The organism is Moorena sp., from assembly GCF_982860115.1.
The window spans coordinates 1-17,185 of the sequence record NZ_CEYLVT010000161.1 but is presented as its reverse complement, the minus strand read 5'-3'; the positions used below and the strand labels follow the sequence as shown (position 1 = coordinate 17,185).

Sequence of the window (17,185 nt, the reverse complement as noted above, 5' to 3'; positions counted from 1 at the left end):
TGCCTATTGCCTATTGCCTATTGCCTATTGCCTATTGCCTATTGCCTATTGCCTGCTCCCTGTTGCCTGTTGCCTTATTTTGTAAAAGCTTTCTAATAGCCAAAAATGGACTAATCAAACTGCCCCAGAAGAATTCTAGTTGGAAGGCGGCAATGAGATTAGTTTTAAATTGTCCTCGATACTTAAGTAAATGTAGGATAACTCGGCGCAAATTGCCCAATAAAGTTCTGGTAATTACCATGGGCTTTTGCCAAAAGGTAGCATTAATCAGGCGCAGCTGACAGGTTGCTAAACCACAGCCACGAGCGAGAGTGAGTAAGTAATCTCTCTGAAGACGCCAGTGGGGAATCTTATGATAGCTATGCATGGCGGGGTTATACCAAATTTCCCAACCTGCTTTGTACATATACAGCAATGGCTCATAATCATCCCCCTGCACGAATAATCCGGGCAGTTTGCCTGTCAAACTGGGACGAGGTGGCACACTATCGAGCCAAGCTTTTCTACGAACGACTAAGCTTGCCCCTGGGGGTAGCCTGATTTCCTCCGGTTGAAAGGGATGGGGGTTTGGTCCATGTTCCCGAATTGCGAGAAATTGCTTGATGGGATCAAAATTTTCTGGGGGTTCGACTTCAAAATCACCGTGAATTTGACCACTGTAGGCTCCTGCCTTAGGATACTCTTTACCAAAGTCATAGGCTTCAGCAATCCAGTTGGGATCAGGTAAATTGTCATCATCTAAAAAACCGATGAATTCACCTTTAGCCTCTTGGACAGCTCGCAACCTGGCAAATGCGGATCCTTGTTCAAGTTCAAAACAATATCTTAAGGGGACAGATAAATCCCAATTGCTTTGATAGTCCTGAATAAGCTGGGCAGTATCATCGCTACTATTGTTGTCAACGACAATAATTTCCCAACTGATGGAGTTGAGTGAAAGCGATCGCAGTCGTTCGAGCAGTAATGGTAAACGGTTTGCACCATTATAGGTCGGAATCGCTACAGTGAAGTCAACAGACATAGAACTAGCTCATTTGGCTTTGTTAGGAAATCACCACTTGGCCAAGTTGGCTCAACTAATAGAAGCATAATTTGATATGCTTATTGGTGATTTGAGATTGATGGAGAGAACCTCCTTCACCCACTCAATCATAATTATGATAAAATCAACAACTGTATTTTCCTGGAATTCAAGGGCGACCCATGGGTTAGTATGGGTGAGCTTACCCATATAACTGCTGGTCTAGACAAGGTAAGGGAGGTGCAGGGTGTTTAGAAATTATTTTCCCTTACCCAAAATTTTTTTGAGTGTTGACCGTTGACTCTTTAGTGTTGACTGTTGACTGTTTCGGTTTAGCTATTTAGTGTTGACTATTCACTATTAACTGTTAACAAACATTAATAGTGCTAGCATTTCTTACTTACCAAGAGTCATCTACCGTGTTATTCAACTCATACGCTTTTATTTTCGGCTTTCTTCCCATTACCCTGGTGGTTTTTTTTGGCTTAAGTCGCTTCCGTGTGGTTAAAGCCACCTGGGTATGGATGACGTTAGCATCCCTATTTTTTTATGGTTATTGGAAAATTGCTTATCTGCCTCTGTTGATAATTTCAATTACTGGTAACTATATCATTGGTAAACAGATAGAAAAGCTAGTAATTCTGTTAGATGAAGGAAGTGGAGAGGATAGTGAGGCTCCTGATAAACCCGATAAAATTTCAAGCCTAGTATCTACAGTAGTTAGTTATAAACAGCAAACTAAACTGCTGCTTTGGATAGGTATTGGTTTTAATTTAGCGATTTTGGGCTATTTCAAATATGCTAATTTTTTCGTAGATTCATTAAACCATATTTTAGGCACAACTATCACTATTCCACCAATCTTACTTCCTTTAGCGATTTCTTTTTATAGCTTTACCCAAATTGCTTATATTGTTGATGCTTATCGTGGGGAAACGAAAAAGTGTAGGTATAATTTTATGACCTATAGCCTGTTTGTGTCTTTCTTTCCCCAACTGATAGCTGGTCCAATTCTCCGTTACGATGAACTATTGCCCCAGTTTGAGAAGTTACGCAATAGCCTGTTTTCCTGGAAAAACATGGGAATGGGGCTGAGCCTCTTTATTCTAGGTTTAGGTAAAAAAGTTGCGATCGCAGATAATCTATCTCCCTGGGTAGCCACTATTTTTAACAATACTGACCAACTCAGCTTTGTAGAAGCCTGGGTTGGGGCATTGAGTTATACCTTTCAACTGTATTTCGATTTTTCCGGCTACTCTGACATGGCCATTGGCTTAGGATTAATCACGAATATCCGCCTACCGATTAACTTTAATTCCCCCTACAAAGCGAGATCTATCAGTGACTTTTGGCGACGTTGGCACATTACCTTATCCAATTTTCTCCGGGATTACCTGTATATTCCTCTTGGTGGTAATCGTCGCGGTCGTCTACGTCAATATGGTAACTTATTAGCCACAATGCTTCTCGGAGGATTGTGGCATGGTGCTGGCTGGACATTTGTGATTTGGGGGGGACTCCATGGCTTATTTTTGGTAATTAATCATAGCTGGCGACAAATGAAACTATCGATGCCAAAAATTCTAGCCTGGATGCTGACATTTTTAGCAGTGGTAAGTACGTGGGTATTGTTTCGGGCAACTAGTATTAGTGATGGTCTAGGAATATTACAGGCAATGGTAGGACTCAAGGGCGTTATCTTGCCTACTACTTATCAAAATACCTTGGGTTGGTTAACCCCTTTAGGCATCCAATTTCAGGAGTGGCAAGAGATGAAAGTTCTGCTGCCACCTATAGGGTTAGAAAAGACCTTTATGGTACTATTAGGACTAATCCTAGGGGTTACCTTTTTGCCTAATACCCAGCAAATCATGGAACACTTCAAGCCTAGCTGGTACTGGGCAACAGGTATTGGCTTAATCGCTACATTTTGCCTACTGTCTCTTAACCGAGTTTCCGAATTTCTTTACTTCCAGTTTTAAGGTGAGCTATCAGCTATCAGCTATCAGCTATCAGCTATCAGCTATCAGCTATCAGGTTTGGGTCTATTACCAGGCTACTGTTCGCGCAGCATGAGCGTAGCGCAATCGGTGCTTTTTAATAAAATAAGCTGACGGCTGTTCGCATAGCGTGAGCTTTTAGTTAACGGCTGACGGCTGACGGCTGACGGCTGACGGCTGATGGCTGACGGAGGTAACCCAAACTCTTCCCCCTGTTCCCTGTTCCCTGCTCCCTGCTCCCTAATCTTAACTAACAGCTGGAACAACTGATTCACTAGCTGTTACTGGTTTACTGGGTGCTTTATTACTAAATGTCAACCCTTGATCTCCACAATCAATGAAAATGGTATCCCCTTCAATAAACATATTTTCTAAAATCTTAGTAGCAATGGGATTTTCTAACTCCCGCTGAATTGCCCGCTTTAAGGGACGAGCACCATAGACGGGATCATATCCAGCGTCGGTCAGATAATCTTGAGCTTGCTCGGACATTGCCAGGGTAATCTTTTGCTCTGCCAACAGCCGCTCAATCCGTTTGAGTTGAATCCCGACAATCTTCCGCAATTCATCCCTGGTTAGGGTATGGAATATGATCACATCATCGACCCGGTTCACAAATTCTGGGCGAAAATGCGATCGCAAGGACTCTGTCACTCGTTTGCGCATTTCTTCATACTTGGAATCATCCCCAGCTACTCCCAAAATATGCTCACTGCCAATATTGCTGGTCATGACAATAATGGTATTCCGGAAATCGACGGTTCTGCCTTGGGAGTCGGTAATTCGTCCGTCGTCAAGTACCTGTAACAAAATGTTAAATACATCCCGGTGTGCTTTTTCCACCTCATCGAGCAATACTACTGAGTAAGGACGCCTACGCACGGACTCTGACAGTTGTCCTCCTTCTTCATACCCTACATATCCTGGTGGGGCACCGACTAACCGAGAAACTGCGTGTTTTTCCATATACTCGGACATATCAATGCGCACCAGAGCTTCTTCACTGTCAAACAGAAACTGCGCCAGTGCTCTAGCTAATTCGGTTTTACCGACCCCAGTTGGTCCCATAAACAAGAACGAACCAATGGGACGCCCGGGATCTTTCATCCCTGCTCTAGCGCGACGAATGGCAGCAGCTACAGCGGAAACGGCTTCTGTTTGCCCAATTACCCGTTTATGTAAATGTCCTTCCAGCTGTAATAACTTCTGGCGCTCTGATTCCAGCAATCGCTTCAGGGGAATTCCGGTCCATTTGGCCACAATTTCGGCAATATCAGATTCACTGACTTGTTCTCGCAACAGAGCAGTACCTCCGGATTGGAGTTCCAGCATCATACTTTCTTTGGCTTCCCGGTCCCGCTGTAAAGCTTCTAATTTGCCATATTTTAGCTGGGCTGCTTTATTCAAGTCATAATTCCGTTCTGCCTGTTCCACTTGTACCCTTAAGTGTTCTTCCTCCTCTTTTAAGGCACTGATGTCTTGTAACAGTTGCTTTTCCGATTGCCATTGTTTATTGAGTTGTTCCTGTTTTCCCCGTAAAACCACAATTTCCTTTTCAATGCGCTCTAACCGTTCTTGGGCAGAACTATAAGTGGCGGTGGTGGCAGTAGTTCGCTTATCTTCCCCTTCTAAAGATAATTTTTCCATTTCCAGCTGCATCAGCCTGCGGTCAGTAGCTTCCAATTCCACTGGCTTGGAGGTAATTTCCATTTTGATTTTGGCTGCTGCCTCATCTACCAAATCAATGGCTTTATCGGGTAAAAATCGGTCAGTAATATAGCGCTGGGATAAGGTAGCTGCTGCCACCAAGGCTGAGTCGGTTATATTAACCCCGTGATGAACTTCATAGCGTTCTTTGAGTCCCCGCAAAATCGAAATAGTGTCTTCTACAGTTGGTTGCTTAACATAGACTTGCTGAAACCTACGTTCTAGAGCAGCATCCTTTTCAATATGCTTGCGGTACTCATCAAGGGTAGTTGCTCCAATACAACGCAATTCTCCCCGAGCTAGCATTGGTTTGAGTAAATTCCCTGCATCCATAGTGCCACCGCTAGCACCAGCTCCGACTACGGTGTGCAATTCATCGATAAACAGGACAATTTGACCATCTGAGTGGGTCACTTCCCTGAGTACAGCTCTAAGTCGGTCTTCAAATTCTCCCCGATATTTAGCACCTGCAATCAAGCTACCCATATCTAAGGAAATCAGCTGGCGGTTTTTGAGGGATTCTGGGACATCCCCATTCACAATTCGTTGGGCTAGTCCTTCTGCGATCGCAGTTTTTCCTACCCCTGGCTCTCCAATCAACACGGGGTTATTTTTCGATCGACGAGAGAGCACCTGAACCACCCGACGAATTTCCTCATCCCGACCAATCACTGGGTCAAGTTTTCCGGCTTGAGCGGCTTCGGTCAAATCCCGTCCGTACTTTTCCAATGCTTCGTAACGGGATTCGGGATTTTGGTCTGTGACCTTTTGAGAGCCTCGGATGGATTTAATGGCCTCTTCGAGCTTGGCGGCATCCTGGTTATAGGTTTTGAGCAAGCGGCGTCCTACCCGTTCATCCACTGCTAAACCCAGTAACAGATGTTCTACTGCAATATACTCATCCTCCAAAGTCTTGCGATAGGCTTCCGCATTATCGAGCATCACATCCAAACCACGACCCAGGTACAATTGGTCTAGGTTAGCGACTTTAGGTTGGCGCGTCGCAAAATTTTCCAGTTGTTGCTGAAACCGGTTAACATCAACAGTGACACGGGATAGAATCCGATTGGGTAGCCCATCTTGTTCCAACAATGCGATCGCAACGTGTTCGACTTCCAGCTGTTGATTTTTGCAGCGACGGGCGACATCTTGAGATTTTACAATCGCTTCCCATGCTTTATCAGTAAACTTGTTGGCGTCAGTGGGCTGCATATCCTACAACAAATCTCGCTTTTTTACCATCTATGCTGTGGTTAGTATAGCAATCCCTTTTACTCTCTATCCGGAAAGTCGGGTTTGAAATTAATCAACGGTAGATTTTGATCAATCAAAAGTTTATCAAAGGTTGACGGTTAGGATTCCCATTCACGGTAAGGTTTCTGGATCAATCCCCATTGTTTTGAGATAATCCGCTAACCGTTGAGCTCGTTGATATTCCTGTTGAGCTCGTTGATGTTCCTGTTGTGCAATTTGCTCTGGTGTCAATAAGCGATTTCCTTGGTAATCGTACCAGTATAACCACTCTCGTTGCCATCCCTGGTATATCCCTTGTTCTCGTCCAATTAACAAGCCTAGTTCTGGTATCTCTATCAGTTCACCGGATTGTCTGATATATTCCCCGTCTACCAAGCGATACACTTCAAACGGCTCATGCTTATCCCGTCGCCAATGGTGGGGGTTATAAATGGTGTAATTAAGTACTCCTAGTTGAGCGTATTTTTCCAGCTTCTGGTCATACTCACCCCCTGGGGTTTGAGAAACTACTTCTAAGACCCATTGGGGAACGATATAATTTTCTTCCCATAGCACATAGCTAAGCCTTCCCTTTGCACTCTTACGTCGCACTACCCCCAAACTTAGGAAACCATCAGGGACAATAGCCGGTTCTTTCGGTTTATAGTAAACTCCCATGTTGACCCCTAGGAACCAATCTTGGCGCTCTGACCACAGCCAAGAGAGTACTGCTCTTAATAGAGTGGGAATTAGGATTTGTAATTCATTATCCACAGGGGTATCGTCGGAATCTGGTAGCTCTTCTGCAGAGGGTAAATACTGCAATGGGTCATACTGTATCATGGTTGGTTTCCGAAGGGGATACTCACGATCAGAGGACTAATGTGCTCTGTATGCTTTTGGTGTCATGCCGGTAAATTCTCGAAACTTTTTGCTTAAATGACTGTGGCTGTTGAACCCACACTCTAAGGCAATGTCCACAATTAATCGGTCTTTTTCTTTCAACAACTGCTTCGCCCGTTCTACCCGTTGCTGAATCAAGTATTGGTAGGGAGACATGCCGATTGATTGCTTAAATAGACGGCTGAAATGGAATTGGCTCATGTCTAGCAATCGAGCTAATTCTGCCAGTTTAATATCTCGATCTAAATTTGTATCAATGTAATCTATAATTTGCTGGAGTTGACGCAGGGGTAAGCCACCCTGGTAAATTGGCAACTGAGGTTTGGTAGCTGCGTGCTGCCTCAGTAAATTGACTGCTAAGACGTTAGCCAGAGAATCAATGTAAAGTGTGCTGCCTGAAGATTCCTGTTGAAGTTCAGTGAGTAGCATGATTGCGATCGCTTCAATCTGTGGATTGCGAGTCCGAAATTCCGGCAGTAATTCTAGCCGATCGGGATTCTGTTCTAGGGTTTGGCTAGCAACGCTTTGAATAAACTGAGATTTAAGCCGAATCTGCAAGTAATTATCATCACTGTCCCACCGAGCAAAAAACGGTGTCTTGGCAGGGGTAATGGACATGTCTCCTTTTTTATACAGCCCTGTGTATGTCTTGCCTGCCTGAATTTGCAGCAAGCGAACGGGACGAGGAGCAAGGGAGATAGAAAGGGTATGTTCATCATTGTAATGACAATTTCCCTCTCCAGCAGGATGTTGGAAGTGTTGGACTCGAATATTCTCCCAGCTTTGAGTTTGGCGAGACTTGTGGGATAAGCCATTGGTTTCAGGCTGTTGGATAGCAGGATTTTTCATTATCCAACTCCAGTGCGTCTAGTTCTGATTATATTCAGGTTGGGCTAGTTTCCAGGAAAAACGTGAAAAGCCATCGCAAGATTGTGATAGTACCACAAGAACTAGACAGCTTAGCATCAATTGCCTTTCTAAGCTGTAAGGGTGATTGTTAAGCAGAAAGTATCAAGAACATGAATATACTTATTTTTGGTTCAACCGGTGCTACAGGTCGTCAGGTGGTGGAACAGGCTCTTGAGCAGGGACACAGAGTTACAGCATTTGCACGCAATCCCGCCAAGCTAGATATCAAGCACACAAATCTCAAGGTTGTTCAGGGGGATGTCATGGATCTGCCATCAGTGGAGAAGGCGGTCCAAGGTCAAGAAGCCGTGGTGTGCGTACTCGGAGCAGGTCAGAAGATGACAGGGACAATCCGGTCAGAGGGGACACAACAGATTATCCAAGCTATGGAAAAAGCAGGTATCCGACGCTTTATCTGCCAATCAACCCTTGGAGCAGGAGATAGTTGGGAAAATCTGAACTTTTTCTGGAAGTATATCATGTTTGGATTCCTGTTACGGAACGTGTTTGGCGATCATCAAAGGCAAGAGAACTATGTTCAGCAAAGCGGTCTAGACTGGACAATTGTTCGTCCTGGAGCCTTTGTAGATGGGAATCGCACTGGCAACTACCGACACGGCTTTCCAAGTAACGATAAGACATCAAAACTCAAAATTTCTCGTGCTGATGTCGCTGACTTTATAGTGAAGCAACTGGCAGATGACAAGTATATTCACAAGACACCAAGTTTGTCGTATTGAACAGAGCGAACAGCTATCAGATATCAGCCAACAACTGACGGCTGATATCTGATAGCTGATAGCTTAGCGTGAACTTTTAGCTGACGGCTGACGGCTGACGGCTGACGGCTCAGATATTAAAGACTTTCAAATAACACGAAAATTCCCAGGAGGCTTTATGGTAACTGTTCACAACTTCCGCTTTTCTCTAATGCTGTTAACAGCAATCGGCAGTGGTCTGGCCGCTGGCATCTTCTTCGCCTTTTCCACCTTTGTGATGAAGGCTTTGGCTCAGCAACCACCAGCACAGGGTATTGCTACCATGCAATCGATTAATATCACTGTGATCAATCCCTGGTTTATGCTGGCATTTCTGGGAACAGCTGTTGCTTGCACATTGCTGACTATTTCGTTACTGCTGCAGTGGGATCAACCAGGTGCTGTCTATTGGCTGGCGGGTACTCTGCTTTATCTGATTGGCACAATCGGCGTGACTTTCGCCTGCAATATCCCGCTGAATGATGCCCTCGCCATCGTCACGCCAAATAGTACTGAAGCCACAACCCTATGGGCAAGATTCCTGACGGATTGGACATTTTGGAACCATGTTCGGACAGTAGCAGCATTTTTGGCAGCAATGCTGTTTACAATTTCGCTTTGCGTTCGCCCTTAGGCGGGCACGAAGTGCCATCGCCCGCTGCGATTATGGAATGAGTAACCAACCCACACTCCCCCGATAGCGGAGTGTGGGTTGGTTAAAAGCTGTTTTTCTGATGTTGCTTGATAATGGAATGATTTTAATAGTTTTGTGGAATGGGTATCTTGCCTGTTACTGATATTTTCCGACAGACAGAATACCCAACCCACTAATATTCATTCCTTAATTCAGCAATGCCGTAGCCAAATCACTAGATCATTACCACTACCGTGGACACAGAAATCTAACTTTATAGTCATAGTTACATTTATTGTCGCTTTGTTTGTCGTTAAGACAGACAAGTCCATCTGTGTTGCAAGTGATATTTTCACCAGTTGAGCTTGCCGGTTGATCACTTACTGTTTGGCACTCTACATTTACTGGATTACTACAAGCTAAACTTTGATTTTGAAGTGTTCGCAATTCCCAATCTCCACTGCCACTAGGATCGTCTCGATCAAACCAAATAGTCCATTCGGTTGAAGATGGATCACCTGTTAAACTATTGAATGCATCTTCTGCTATAGACTTTAAGTAGTCAACCAGTTCATTTAAATCGTTAAGTGTACCTACATATCTGTAGGTAACTATAACATCAGCTTGTAATGTTCCTCCAGATGTATAAATTGTCACAAAGCCCACTTTTCGCCATTGTGCTTGAGTACATCCTGTAAGTCTCACCCCGGCATTAGTTGTTTTTGAAACTAAGGCATGTTTCAAAAAGCTAGAAAATTGGCTAGTACTCTCATTCTTCAATTCAAGAAACAAGTTTGCAGCAATGTCTTCTGGCAAACCTTTTAACTCAGCTTTTTTTTTCAAACTTAATAAAAAGCTCTCATAGCTATTCTGTACTGAAATTACTTCTTTTTCAATTAACACATTAGAATCCTTAGCAACTATAGCTGCATATGGACCTGATGTATTTCCTAGATTACGAACATTCTTTATTGAAGTACTTGCAACTACCCAACCATCATCAGGTACTTCGTTAAACTCTGTTAGACATTTTTTATCTTTTGAATTTTCAATTCTTTCATACACAGGTATTACAATCTCACAGAGATCACCAGGTTCTGCTAAACCAATCTCCCCACAAGATGGAGCGGCATTTACTGGATATGAAAAGCTTATCATAAATAAAAAGCTTATCATAAATCCCCAATAAAACTGACTAATTAATTTTATTGAAAAACTCATAATTTAGTAACTTTTATAACTATTACTATCTGTTCAACAATCACCAAATTAAATATAAAATTTGCCAATTTGCTTATTTTAATGACAGTTGTTGAAATGTCATACATGATGGTTATTATTTAGGACAAATTTGCTATCATTTAAGAATGAGTAAGGTTTGGGAGTATTGACAAATGTGACCTTCAAGGTGGAGTATCACAATTATGGAAAAAGACTAGTCCCTAAAACTAGACCTTAAACCCCTGAGACAGTTGCCTGTGGAACAACTGCTAGAGCGGATGATCGAACCGGCAGTTGTAATCTAAAAATTACAAAAATTAATATTGACGTAAGTTCGAGAAACTAGATAAAATAGAAATAAAGGCTAAGACTAGCGTTGCTTAATAATGGTTTTGTGGAATGGACATTTTGTCTGTTCCTAATATTTTTGGTCGGGCAGGATGCACACCCGACTTATATTCATGCCTTGATTTAGCAATGCCCTTTTTCTGGCGTTGCATAAATGCGGGATGATTGTAATACTTTTGTGGAACGGGCATTTTGCTGTGGAATGGGCATCAGGCGTGGAACGGGCATCTTGCCTGTTTCATTTCCGGGCAGGCAGGATGCCCACCCCACTCATATTCATCGGAAGATTCAGCAATGGCCTTTTTCTCGTTTGGCTTTCTATGTATACAAAGTACCTATTTAGCCTGCCAGGATAGATAATGGCATGTGCTTGGAAGTAGGGATGTTACCCCCTCAGATGTCAATACCCCTGATTCTTACCAACCGACCCCCTTGCGACTTGCTAGTATCTAGCGTCTAAAATAGAAGAAAGTAATAGATACTACAATTCCTCAAAAAACTTGACTACATCTGAGCCGCCAAAAAAATTAGTAATCAAAAAAATACCCCCGATTGAGCGCAAACCCCAAATCGCACTCAAGAGCGTAACTAATTCTGAGGGTGAAGTTTTCCAGTGCCAAGACCAGATTAGAGTAAAAGCACCTTGGGGAAGTAGAGCTACTGCCGAGATTACAGTCTTGTATCAAGACGAGAGTGGCAATACTTGGGCGCAATATAAGCCCAATGAATCTGACCCGAAGTGGGATTGGGAGGGAGGCTGTGTCCGTGCAGAGCGACTGAGAAAAGCCTGAATCCTAGATCTGTAAATGATTCGAGCACTTATCTAGGGTAAGGCTTGACCATCTTAGTCGCCAAATACACATGAAAAACCTCTGTGACTGCTCCAGCCCGTCGAATCGGCACTGTCCCTATTTCCTGCATATCCTGAAAATAAGCTCGATAGCTATCTGTCAACTCTTGAAATCGCTCCAGAGTAACGTATAATCCATCTTTACCCAACCATTGCTCAGGCTGGAACCAGACCATAAAACCACGCATATCCTCTCCCAAGCAGGTAATTGGTGTAGAGGTCAGGGGACTAATCGCCATCGCTACGATCCCACTGATATAATACCCATTACTAAAGACAAAGCTAGACGTTTGTAATGCCTCACTCAGGACAGGAGACTTAGCAAATCCTTGTCGCAGTTGCTGAATATCAATCAGTTCTGTAGAGGGGTCATCCTTGGGAGAGACAAAACCCCCAAGTAAAGCATAGTGACCGGATTTTTGCAGTGTTCCTGTAGTGATATGCAGCAGCACAAACAATAATAGGCTAGCTATTGCTATGGCTGAACCCTTTAGCCATCGGTTAACCCAACGGCGCGATGACAGGAAGTGCCCGCCGTTGGGCGAAGGCATTTGCCACTGTTGCGCCTGTTGCCCTAGTAGTAAGGTTATCCCCCAAAATCCTGGCATCGGCCAAGTGGGCAAAATTTGGTGATATCCTGCTAAGAGGGTAAAGCCTAGAACTAGGGGTAGGGATACCCATAGGATCAATCTTGACTCCAATTTTGATGTCTTGCTATACCCGGTAAATTGAGCAAGTAGCGATCGCAAACTCACCCACCACATGGGCAATGCCATCGTAGGGAAAAGATAAGCTATCCCAGATAAAACTATCACTAATACATTTAGCCAATTGTAGCCCTGCTGAGGTACCTCTGGCTCTGGTTGAAAACGGGTGGATAAATGGAAAGTAAACGATATCCAATCATGCTGTATATTCCAGTACCAAATTGGAAAAATAGTTATGATAAATAAGATTAAACCTAGCCATGCCCAAGGTGACAATAATGCACAACGATGACGTGGACTCGTTAAGCAAAAACCAACTAATCCTAAGCCTAAAATAAAGCCATGATATTTACCTAGACAAGCTAAACCTACTAAAATACCCAGGATTGCTAACCGATAGCTAGGTCGGTATGAACCATAAATAGGGGTTAGGGTGTGGGGTTTAGGGTGTGGAGTATTGGAATATAAACTATTGGGTTTAGTAGATAGTTTACTAGATAATTTTTTCCTTGAATGTTTCGCTCTTAGGGGAAAGAATTCGTAAGCAGCACATAACAAACTAGCTGACCAGAAAAAGATCAGGGGACTATCGGGTAGGGTAAGGACACCAAAGCCAATTTGAAAAATCGGAATAATGGTAGCGGACGCTAACGTTAATCGAGCCGCTTTGGTGTTAAATAGATGAGTGCTAGTCAGATACAGTAGCAATAGGCTACCTGTATACAAAATCAGGGAACCCAGACGAATAGTGAATTGGGAAACTTCTCCCGTTATCCAAGTCCCAAAGCCAGTAGTCAGGGCAACTAAAACTGGGTGATCAAAATAACTCCAGTCTAGATGCAGGCTATAGACATAGTAATAGGCTTCATCAATACCAGGGTAAAGCCAAAAAGCAATGATACACCGAAACAGTAGCCCCCCTAGCAGCCAACCAAGTACAAATTGATGTTGAGACAACCGTTTCAGGGCATTAGGCATCATATAGTTTGCAGATACTCGCGCTTAAGACATGGTAGGTTTACTGGATTGGGGAAAACTTAGCAACAAAAGCCATGAAATTGCTTTCTATGCTTTTTGGAACTGTAACCACTAAAGAAGAGTGAAACTGGGCAAACCTTACTTCCTCAAATTCGTTTTTCCTAGCTTATCAGTGATGGATCGCTACATCGCTGCTGAACTCATCCCACCCTTTCTATTTGGTGTTGGCGGGTTTTCATCTATTGGTGTCGCTGTGGGTAGCCTGTTTGATATGGTAGTCAAAATCACTGAGTTAGGACTATCCTGGACAATTGCTGCCCAAGTCGTGCTGTTGAAGTTTCCTGAGTTTATTTCCTATGCCTTACCCATATCAGTACTGCTCGCTACACTAATAGCATATTCTCGCTTGAGTAATGACAGTGAGTTAATTGCCCTGCGCAGCTGTGGTGTGAGTTTATACCGACTAGTTGCACCTGCTCTGGTGCTCAGCCTAGTGGTCACGGGTATCACTTTCCTCTTCAATGAATTAATTGTTCCAGCGGCTAACTACCAGGCAACTATAACTTTAGAAAAAGCTCTTAATCAGGAAAAACCCTCTTCCCAGGAAAACGGTATTATCTATCCAGAGTATCAGACTTTTCCCCAACCCAATGGCACAACTACTCAGACACTCAAACGCTTATTCTACGCGAATCGATTTGATGGTCAGAGCATGAAAGACCTGACTGTCTTGGAGTGGTCTAATCAGGGCAAGTTGAATAAAATTATTCTATCGGAATCAGCCCGTTGGAACTCTAAGCAAAATACCTGGGATTGTTCCGATGGGTCAATTTATTTCATTAGTCCTAAAACCTCTTTTCGGAAAATAGTAACCTTTGATCATCAAGAAATTCCATTTCCTAGAGCGCCCCTTGATTTAGTCACTAAAGCCCGTGACCCCTATGAGATGAATATTCTTCAATCCATAGAAATGATCCAGTTGCTAAAGGGAGCTGGCGATCGCAAACAACTCCGGATGCTGCAAGTGCGGATGCAACAAAAAATTGCTTTTCCATTCATTTGTCTAATCTTTGGCTTAGTAGGATCAAGCATCAGTATTCGACCTAAACGAATCAGCAAAGGGACTAGCTTTGGGGTCTGTTTAATCGTAATTTTTGGCTACTACTTACTGAGCTTTGTGATCGGAGGTTTTGGTATAGCTGGAATTCTGTCCCCAGTTGTAGCCGCCTGGTTACCTAATTTATTCGGTTTCGGAGCAGGAGGATGGTTATTGTGGCGATTGGAGGGTAATAGTTAATGGTAGAATTGTTAAATTACGGAGTCGGGAGTCGGGAGCGGTGCGACCCGTGGCGAATTTAATTCGCCTACGGAAAGCGCACCGAGGGAGTCGGGAGCGGTGCGACCCGTGGCGAATTTAATTCGCCTACGGAAAGCGCACCGAGGGAGTCGGGGAAAGAAAATTGACTGTACCTCATAAGTACGATCGTCAGTATTCAGGCTAATACTTACATTAAATTTATCACCTTGGATGTTAATTTAAAATTCTGTAAGCATTCAGATGCGTTACACTGTTGTTTTTTTATTCGCTCAAGGGTAAGTATTCAATTCGGTCTTGATATTCCTTGGGAAAGGAAGCTCCAGCAATAATGATTAGCTCTGCGAGGGTTTCTCCAATATGATTGGATGGATCGATTACAAAAATCCCCGGTACGTGGCGACTCTCTGCGAGATGGTCTACTAAATGTTTAGGCATAGATTTCCGATTGTTTGTTACTAAAATAAAATCATGAATCTCACACCAGATTAAAATCTCTGGATCGAGAGTTCCTTTAGGAGGAGCGCCTGGATCACCGATCCTTCTGACAATAAGTTCTGGTGCTTGGCGCATCAGTTGGGTTCGGTAAAGGGAGGCGATATGCTCGTCCAGTAAATATTGGATCGTCATACAGCGCTCTTCGGTTGGGATGACTCTCGCTCCAGAGCGGCTTCTGCTTTCAATTGCCGGAACCTCTGTCGTGCAGGAGAAGGATTCTGTTTTTGTTTTTCTCGTTGTTGGCGGCAAAACTCTAGCCAGTCAGCTAAGTAAGCGCTGACCTCTTCTTTGTTGTGTAGATAGTAGAGAATAGTGGCATGAACCTGTTCTAAGGTAATGGTGTCAAATTGTTGGGTAATTTCTTCAGGGGTTCTGGCGCGGTAGATATATTCGTAGAGGACGCTTTCTATACCAATGCGGCTACCTTTGATGCGAATGTCGTCAGAGGCTAGGAAGTCAAAGTAGTCTTGGATTTCCATGGCAATTTGCAATTACTAAAAAAAGTTTTAAAAAAGAAACATAGGAGGCGCGAATACACTATCAATATCGAGGCACGTAAGCATTAGGCTGTTCGCGTAGCGTGCCCTTAGGGCATGAACTGTTCGCGTAGCGTGCGCGTAGCCCATGAGCTTAGAGCTTAATGCTTACAAAATTGTTAAAATTGAAAATTATCAATAGCTATAAACCCTTTGAAATTTTCAATTTTAACTAATCCCAGTTAGTTCTAAACTGCTACAGCAGCAGCCTTCAGTTCAAAAATCTTATTGATTATATCTTCTACTACCCGATCAGGAGTAGACGCTCCAGAGGTTACTCCTACCACTATCGAACCAGAGGGAAGCCAATTTCGTGCTACTTCTACCTCCTGATGTAGGGGTTTATGCTCAATTTCATCAGCAGAAATAATCCGGTTGACACTGTCAATGTGATAGGATGGTAGTTGTCGCTCAATCGCAATTTCTTGCAGGTGAGTGGTATTGGAAGAATTAAAGCCACCAATCACAATCATCAAGTCTAGCTTTTCTTCCACTAGCTCCAACATGGCATCCTGCCGTTCTTGGGTGGCATCACAGATGGTATTGAAGCTTTGGAAGTGGTCGTTTAAATTAGACGTACCATATTTCTTCATCATGGTGCGCTCAAAAAGTTTGCCCATCTGCTCGGTCTCGGTCTTGAGCATAGTAGTTTGATTGGCAATCCCAATCCGCTCTAAATCCTGCTCTGGGTCAAAGCCAGCTGAGATAGCGTTTTTAAACTTATCCAGAAATTCGTCCCGGTTACCACCATTGAGAATGTAGTTGGCAACGTATTCCGCTTCTTGTAGATTCAGTACCACTAAATATTTTCCGGCAAAGGAACTCGTTGCTACGGTTTCCTCGTGTTTATATTTCCCGTGAATAATCGAAGTGTACTCTTTTTTCTTATGCTTCTCTACCGTGTTCCACACTTTGGACACCCAGGGACAGGTAGTATCTACAATCTTGCAATCTTTCTCGTGGAGTAGCTGCATTTCCTGAACACTAGCACCGAATGCTGGTAAAATCACTACATCCCCAGCACCGACAACAGAGAAGTCTTTATTGCCATCCTCAACAGCAATAAATCCTACTGACATTTCCCGCAAACGCTGGTTAACAGAGGGGTTGTGAATAATTTCATTGGTAATCCAGATCTGTTCATTGGGGAAATGGGTGCGGGTTTCATAAGCCATGGCTACAGCTCGCTCCACACCCCAGCAAAAGCCAAATGCTTCTGCTAGCCGGATGGTCACATCTCCCTGTTGCAGCCGATAGTTCTTGGCACGAATCTCTTCAATCAGACTGCTTTGATATTCCGATTCCAACTGAGAGGTAACTTCGGCTTCGTGACCAAATCCTTTACGGTGGTAGTTATCTGATTTTTGGAGTGAGCGCTTGAAAGCTTTTGTATCCATGGAGCTATCTGAAGAAAATTAATTATCAATCACTGCTATTACTATTAATTTAGTTTTAATCAACCGTGATCTTAGTTACTATAGCAATCCTAAATAAATTGTGATAATTTTTTTTCCTACTCCCGTCTTGATGCAGTCGCTCATGGGGGAAACCACGGCAGTCGCTCATG

Annotated in this window: 15 protein-coding genes; 5 read left to right on the top strand and 10 right to left on the bottom strand. The window is 43.4% G+C overall.

The window, feature by feature from the left end; all coding sequences use genetic code 11:
* Positions 1-31: 31 nt before the first annotated feature.
* A complete protein-coding gene (gene hpsE, locus AC4II3_RS23035) occupies positions 32-1,021 on the bottom strand; it encodes a hormogonium polysaccharide biosynthesis glycosyltransferase HpsE (RefSeq protein ID WP_488012449.1) in 990 nt (329 codons plus the stop codon).
* A 419-nt stretch (positions 1,022-1,440) separates the two neighbouring features.
* Here hpsE and AC4II3_RS23030 point away from each other — a divergent pair, with 419 nt between their 5' ends.
* Positions 1,441-3,003, top strand: coding sequence for an MBOAT family O-acyltransferase (locus tag AC4II3_RS23030; RefSeq protein ID WP_488012455.1), 1,563 nt, complete (start codon positions 1,441-1,443; stop codon positions 3,001-3,003).
* Positions 3,004-3,077: 74 nt separating this feature from the next.
* Here the strand turns inward: AC4II3_RS23030 and AC4II3_RS23025 are convergent, their stop codons facing one another.
* The 4 genes from AC4II3_RS23025 to AC4II3_RS23010 all read right to left on the bottom strand — a co-directional run bounded on the left by AC4II3_RS23025 (position 3,078) and on the right by AC4II3_RS23010 (position 7,713).
* Positions 3,078-3,296 (bottom strand): hypothetical protein, encoded by a 219-nt coding sequence (locus AC4II3_RS23025; protein WP_488012447.1) that lies wholly within the window; start codon positions 3,294-3,296, stop codon positions 3,078-3,080.
* Complete coding sequence (gene clpB / locus AC4II3_RS23020) at positions 3,268-5,940, bottom strand: ATP-dependent chaperone ClpB (RefSeq protein WP_488012445.1); 2,673 nt, start codon at positions 5,938-5,940, stop codon at positions 3,268-3,270. The genes AC4II3_RS23025 and clpB overlap by 29 nt, the downstream gene beginning before the upstream one ends.
* Before the next feature lie 153 nt (positions 5,941-6,093).
* Positions 6,094-6,804 carry a Uma2 family endonuclease gene (locus AC4II3_RS23015; protein ID WP_488012443.1) on the bottom strand — a complete coding sequence of 237 codons (711 nt, stop codon included), beginning with the start codon at positions 6,802-6,804 and terminating at the stop codon, positions 6,094-6,096.
* A gap of 36 nt (positions 6,805-6,840) precedes the next feature.
* Positions 6,841-7,713, bottom strand: a complete 873-nt coding sequence (locus tag AC4II3_RS23010) for a helix-turn-helix domain-containing protein (protein ID WP_488012441.1) — start codon at positions 7,711-7,713, stop codon at positions 6,841-6,843.
* Positions 7,714-7,883: 170 nt separating this feature from the next.
* On the opposite strand from AC4II3_RS23010, the gene AC4II3_RS23005 reads away from it, so the two are divergent.
* Positions 7,884-8,513, top strand: coding sequence for an NAD(P)-dependent oxidoreductase (locus tag AC4II3_RS23005; RefSeq protein ID WP_488012439.1), 630 nt, complete (start codon positions 7,884-7,886; stop codon positions 8,511-8,513).
* Between the two features lie 157 nt (positions 8,514-8,670).
* On the top strand, positions 8,671-9,165 hold the full coding sequence (locus tag AC4II3_RS23000) for an anthrone oxygenase family protein (RefSeq protein WP_488012437.1): 495 nt from the start codon (positions 8,671-8,673) through the stop codon (positions 9,163-9,165).
* A 249-nt stretch (positions 9,166-9,414) separates the two neighbouring features.
* On the opposite strand, the gene AC4II3_RS22995 is transcribed toward AC4II3_RS23000, so the two are convergent.
* A complete protein-coding gene (locus AC4II3_RS22995; RefSeq protein ID WP_488012435.1) occupies positions 9,415-10,386 on the bottom strand; it encodes a hypothetical protein in 972 nt (323 codons plus the stop codon).
* Between the two features lie 848 nt (positions 10,387-11,234).
* On the opposite strand from AC4II3_RS22995, the gene AC4II3_RS22990 reads away from it, so the two are divergent.
* Positions 11,235-11,525: a hypothetical protein gene (locus tag AC4II3_RS22990; RefSeq protein ID WP_488012433.1), complete on the top strand. Its 291-nt coding sequence runs from the start codon at positions 11,235-11,237 to the stop codon at positions 11,523-11,525.
* A 28-nt stretch (positions 11,526-11,553) separates the two neighbouring features.
* On the opposite strand, the gene AC4II3_RS22985 is transcribed toward AC4II3_RS22990, so the two are convergent.
* Positions 11,554-13,269 carry an ArnT family glycosyltransferase gene (locus AC4II3_RS22985; protein WP_488012453.1) on the bottom strand — a complete coding sequence of 572 codons (1,716 nt, stop codon included), beginning with the start codon at positions 13,267-13,269 and terminating at the stop codon, positions 11,554-11,556.
* 175 nt (positions 13,270-13,444) lie between these two features.
* Here AC4II3_RS22985 and AC4II3_RS22980 point away from each other — a divergent pair, with 175 nt between their 5' ends.
* Entirely contained in the window at positions 13,445-14,566 is a 1,122-nt protein-coding gene (locus tag AC4II3_RS22980; RefSeq protein ID WP_488012451.1) for an LptF/LptG family permease, read from the top strand.
* Between the two features lie 282 nt (positions 14,567-14,848).
* Here AC4II3_RS22980 and AC4II3_RS22975 read toward each other — a convergent pair whose 3' ends face one another.
* The 3 genes from AC4II3_RS22975 to AC4II3_RS22965 form a co-directional block, all read right to left on the bottom strand.
* Positions 14,849-15,214 carry a DUF5615 family PIN-like protein gene (locus AC4II3_RS22975; RefSeq protein WP_070395639.1) on the bottom strand — a complete coding sequence of 122 codons (366 nt, stop codon included), beginning with the start codon at positions 15,212-15,214 and terminating at the stop codon, positions 14,849-14,851.
* Entirely contained in the window at positions 15,211-15,561 is a 351-nt protein-coding gene (locus AC4II3_RS22970) for a DUF433 domain-containing protein (RefSeq protein WP_488009560.1), read from the bottom strand. Before AC4II3_RS22970 ends, AC4II3_RS22975 begins: the two co-directional genes overlap by 4 nt.
* A gap of 245 nt (positions 15,562-15,806) precedes the next feature.
* Positions 15,807-17,015 carry a 4-hydroxy-3-methylbut-2-enyl diphosphate reductase gene (locus tag AC4II3_RS22965; protein ID WP_488009562.1) on the bottom strand — a complete coding sequence of 403 codons (1,209 nt, stop codon included), beginning with the start codon at positions 17,013-17,015 and terminating at the stop codon, positions 15,807-15,809.
* Positions 17,016-17,185: the final 170 nt, after the last annotated feature.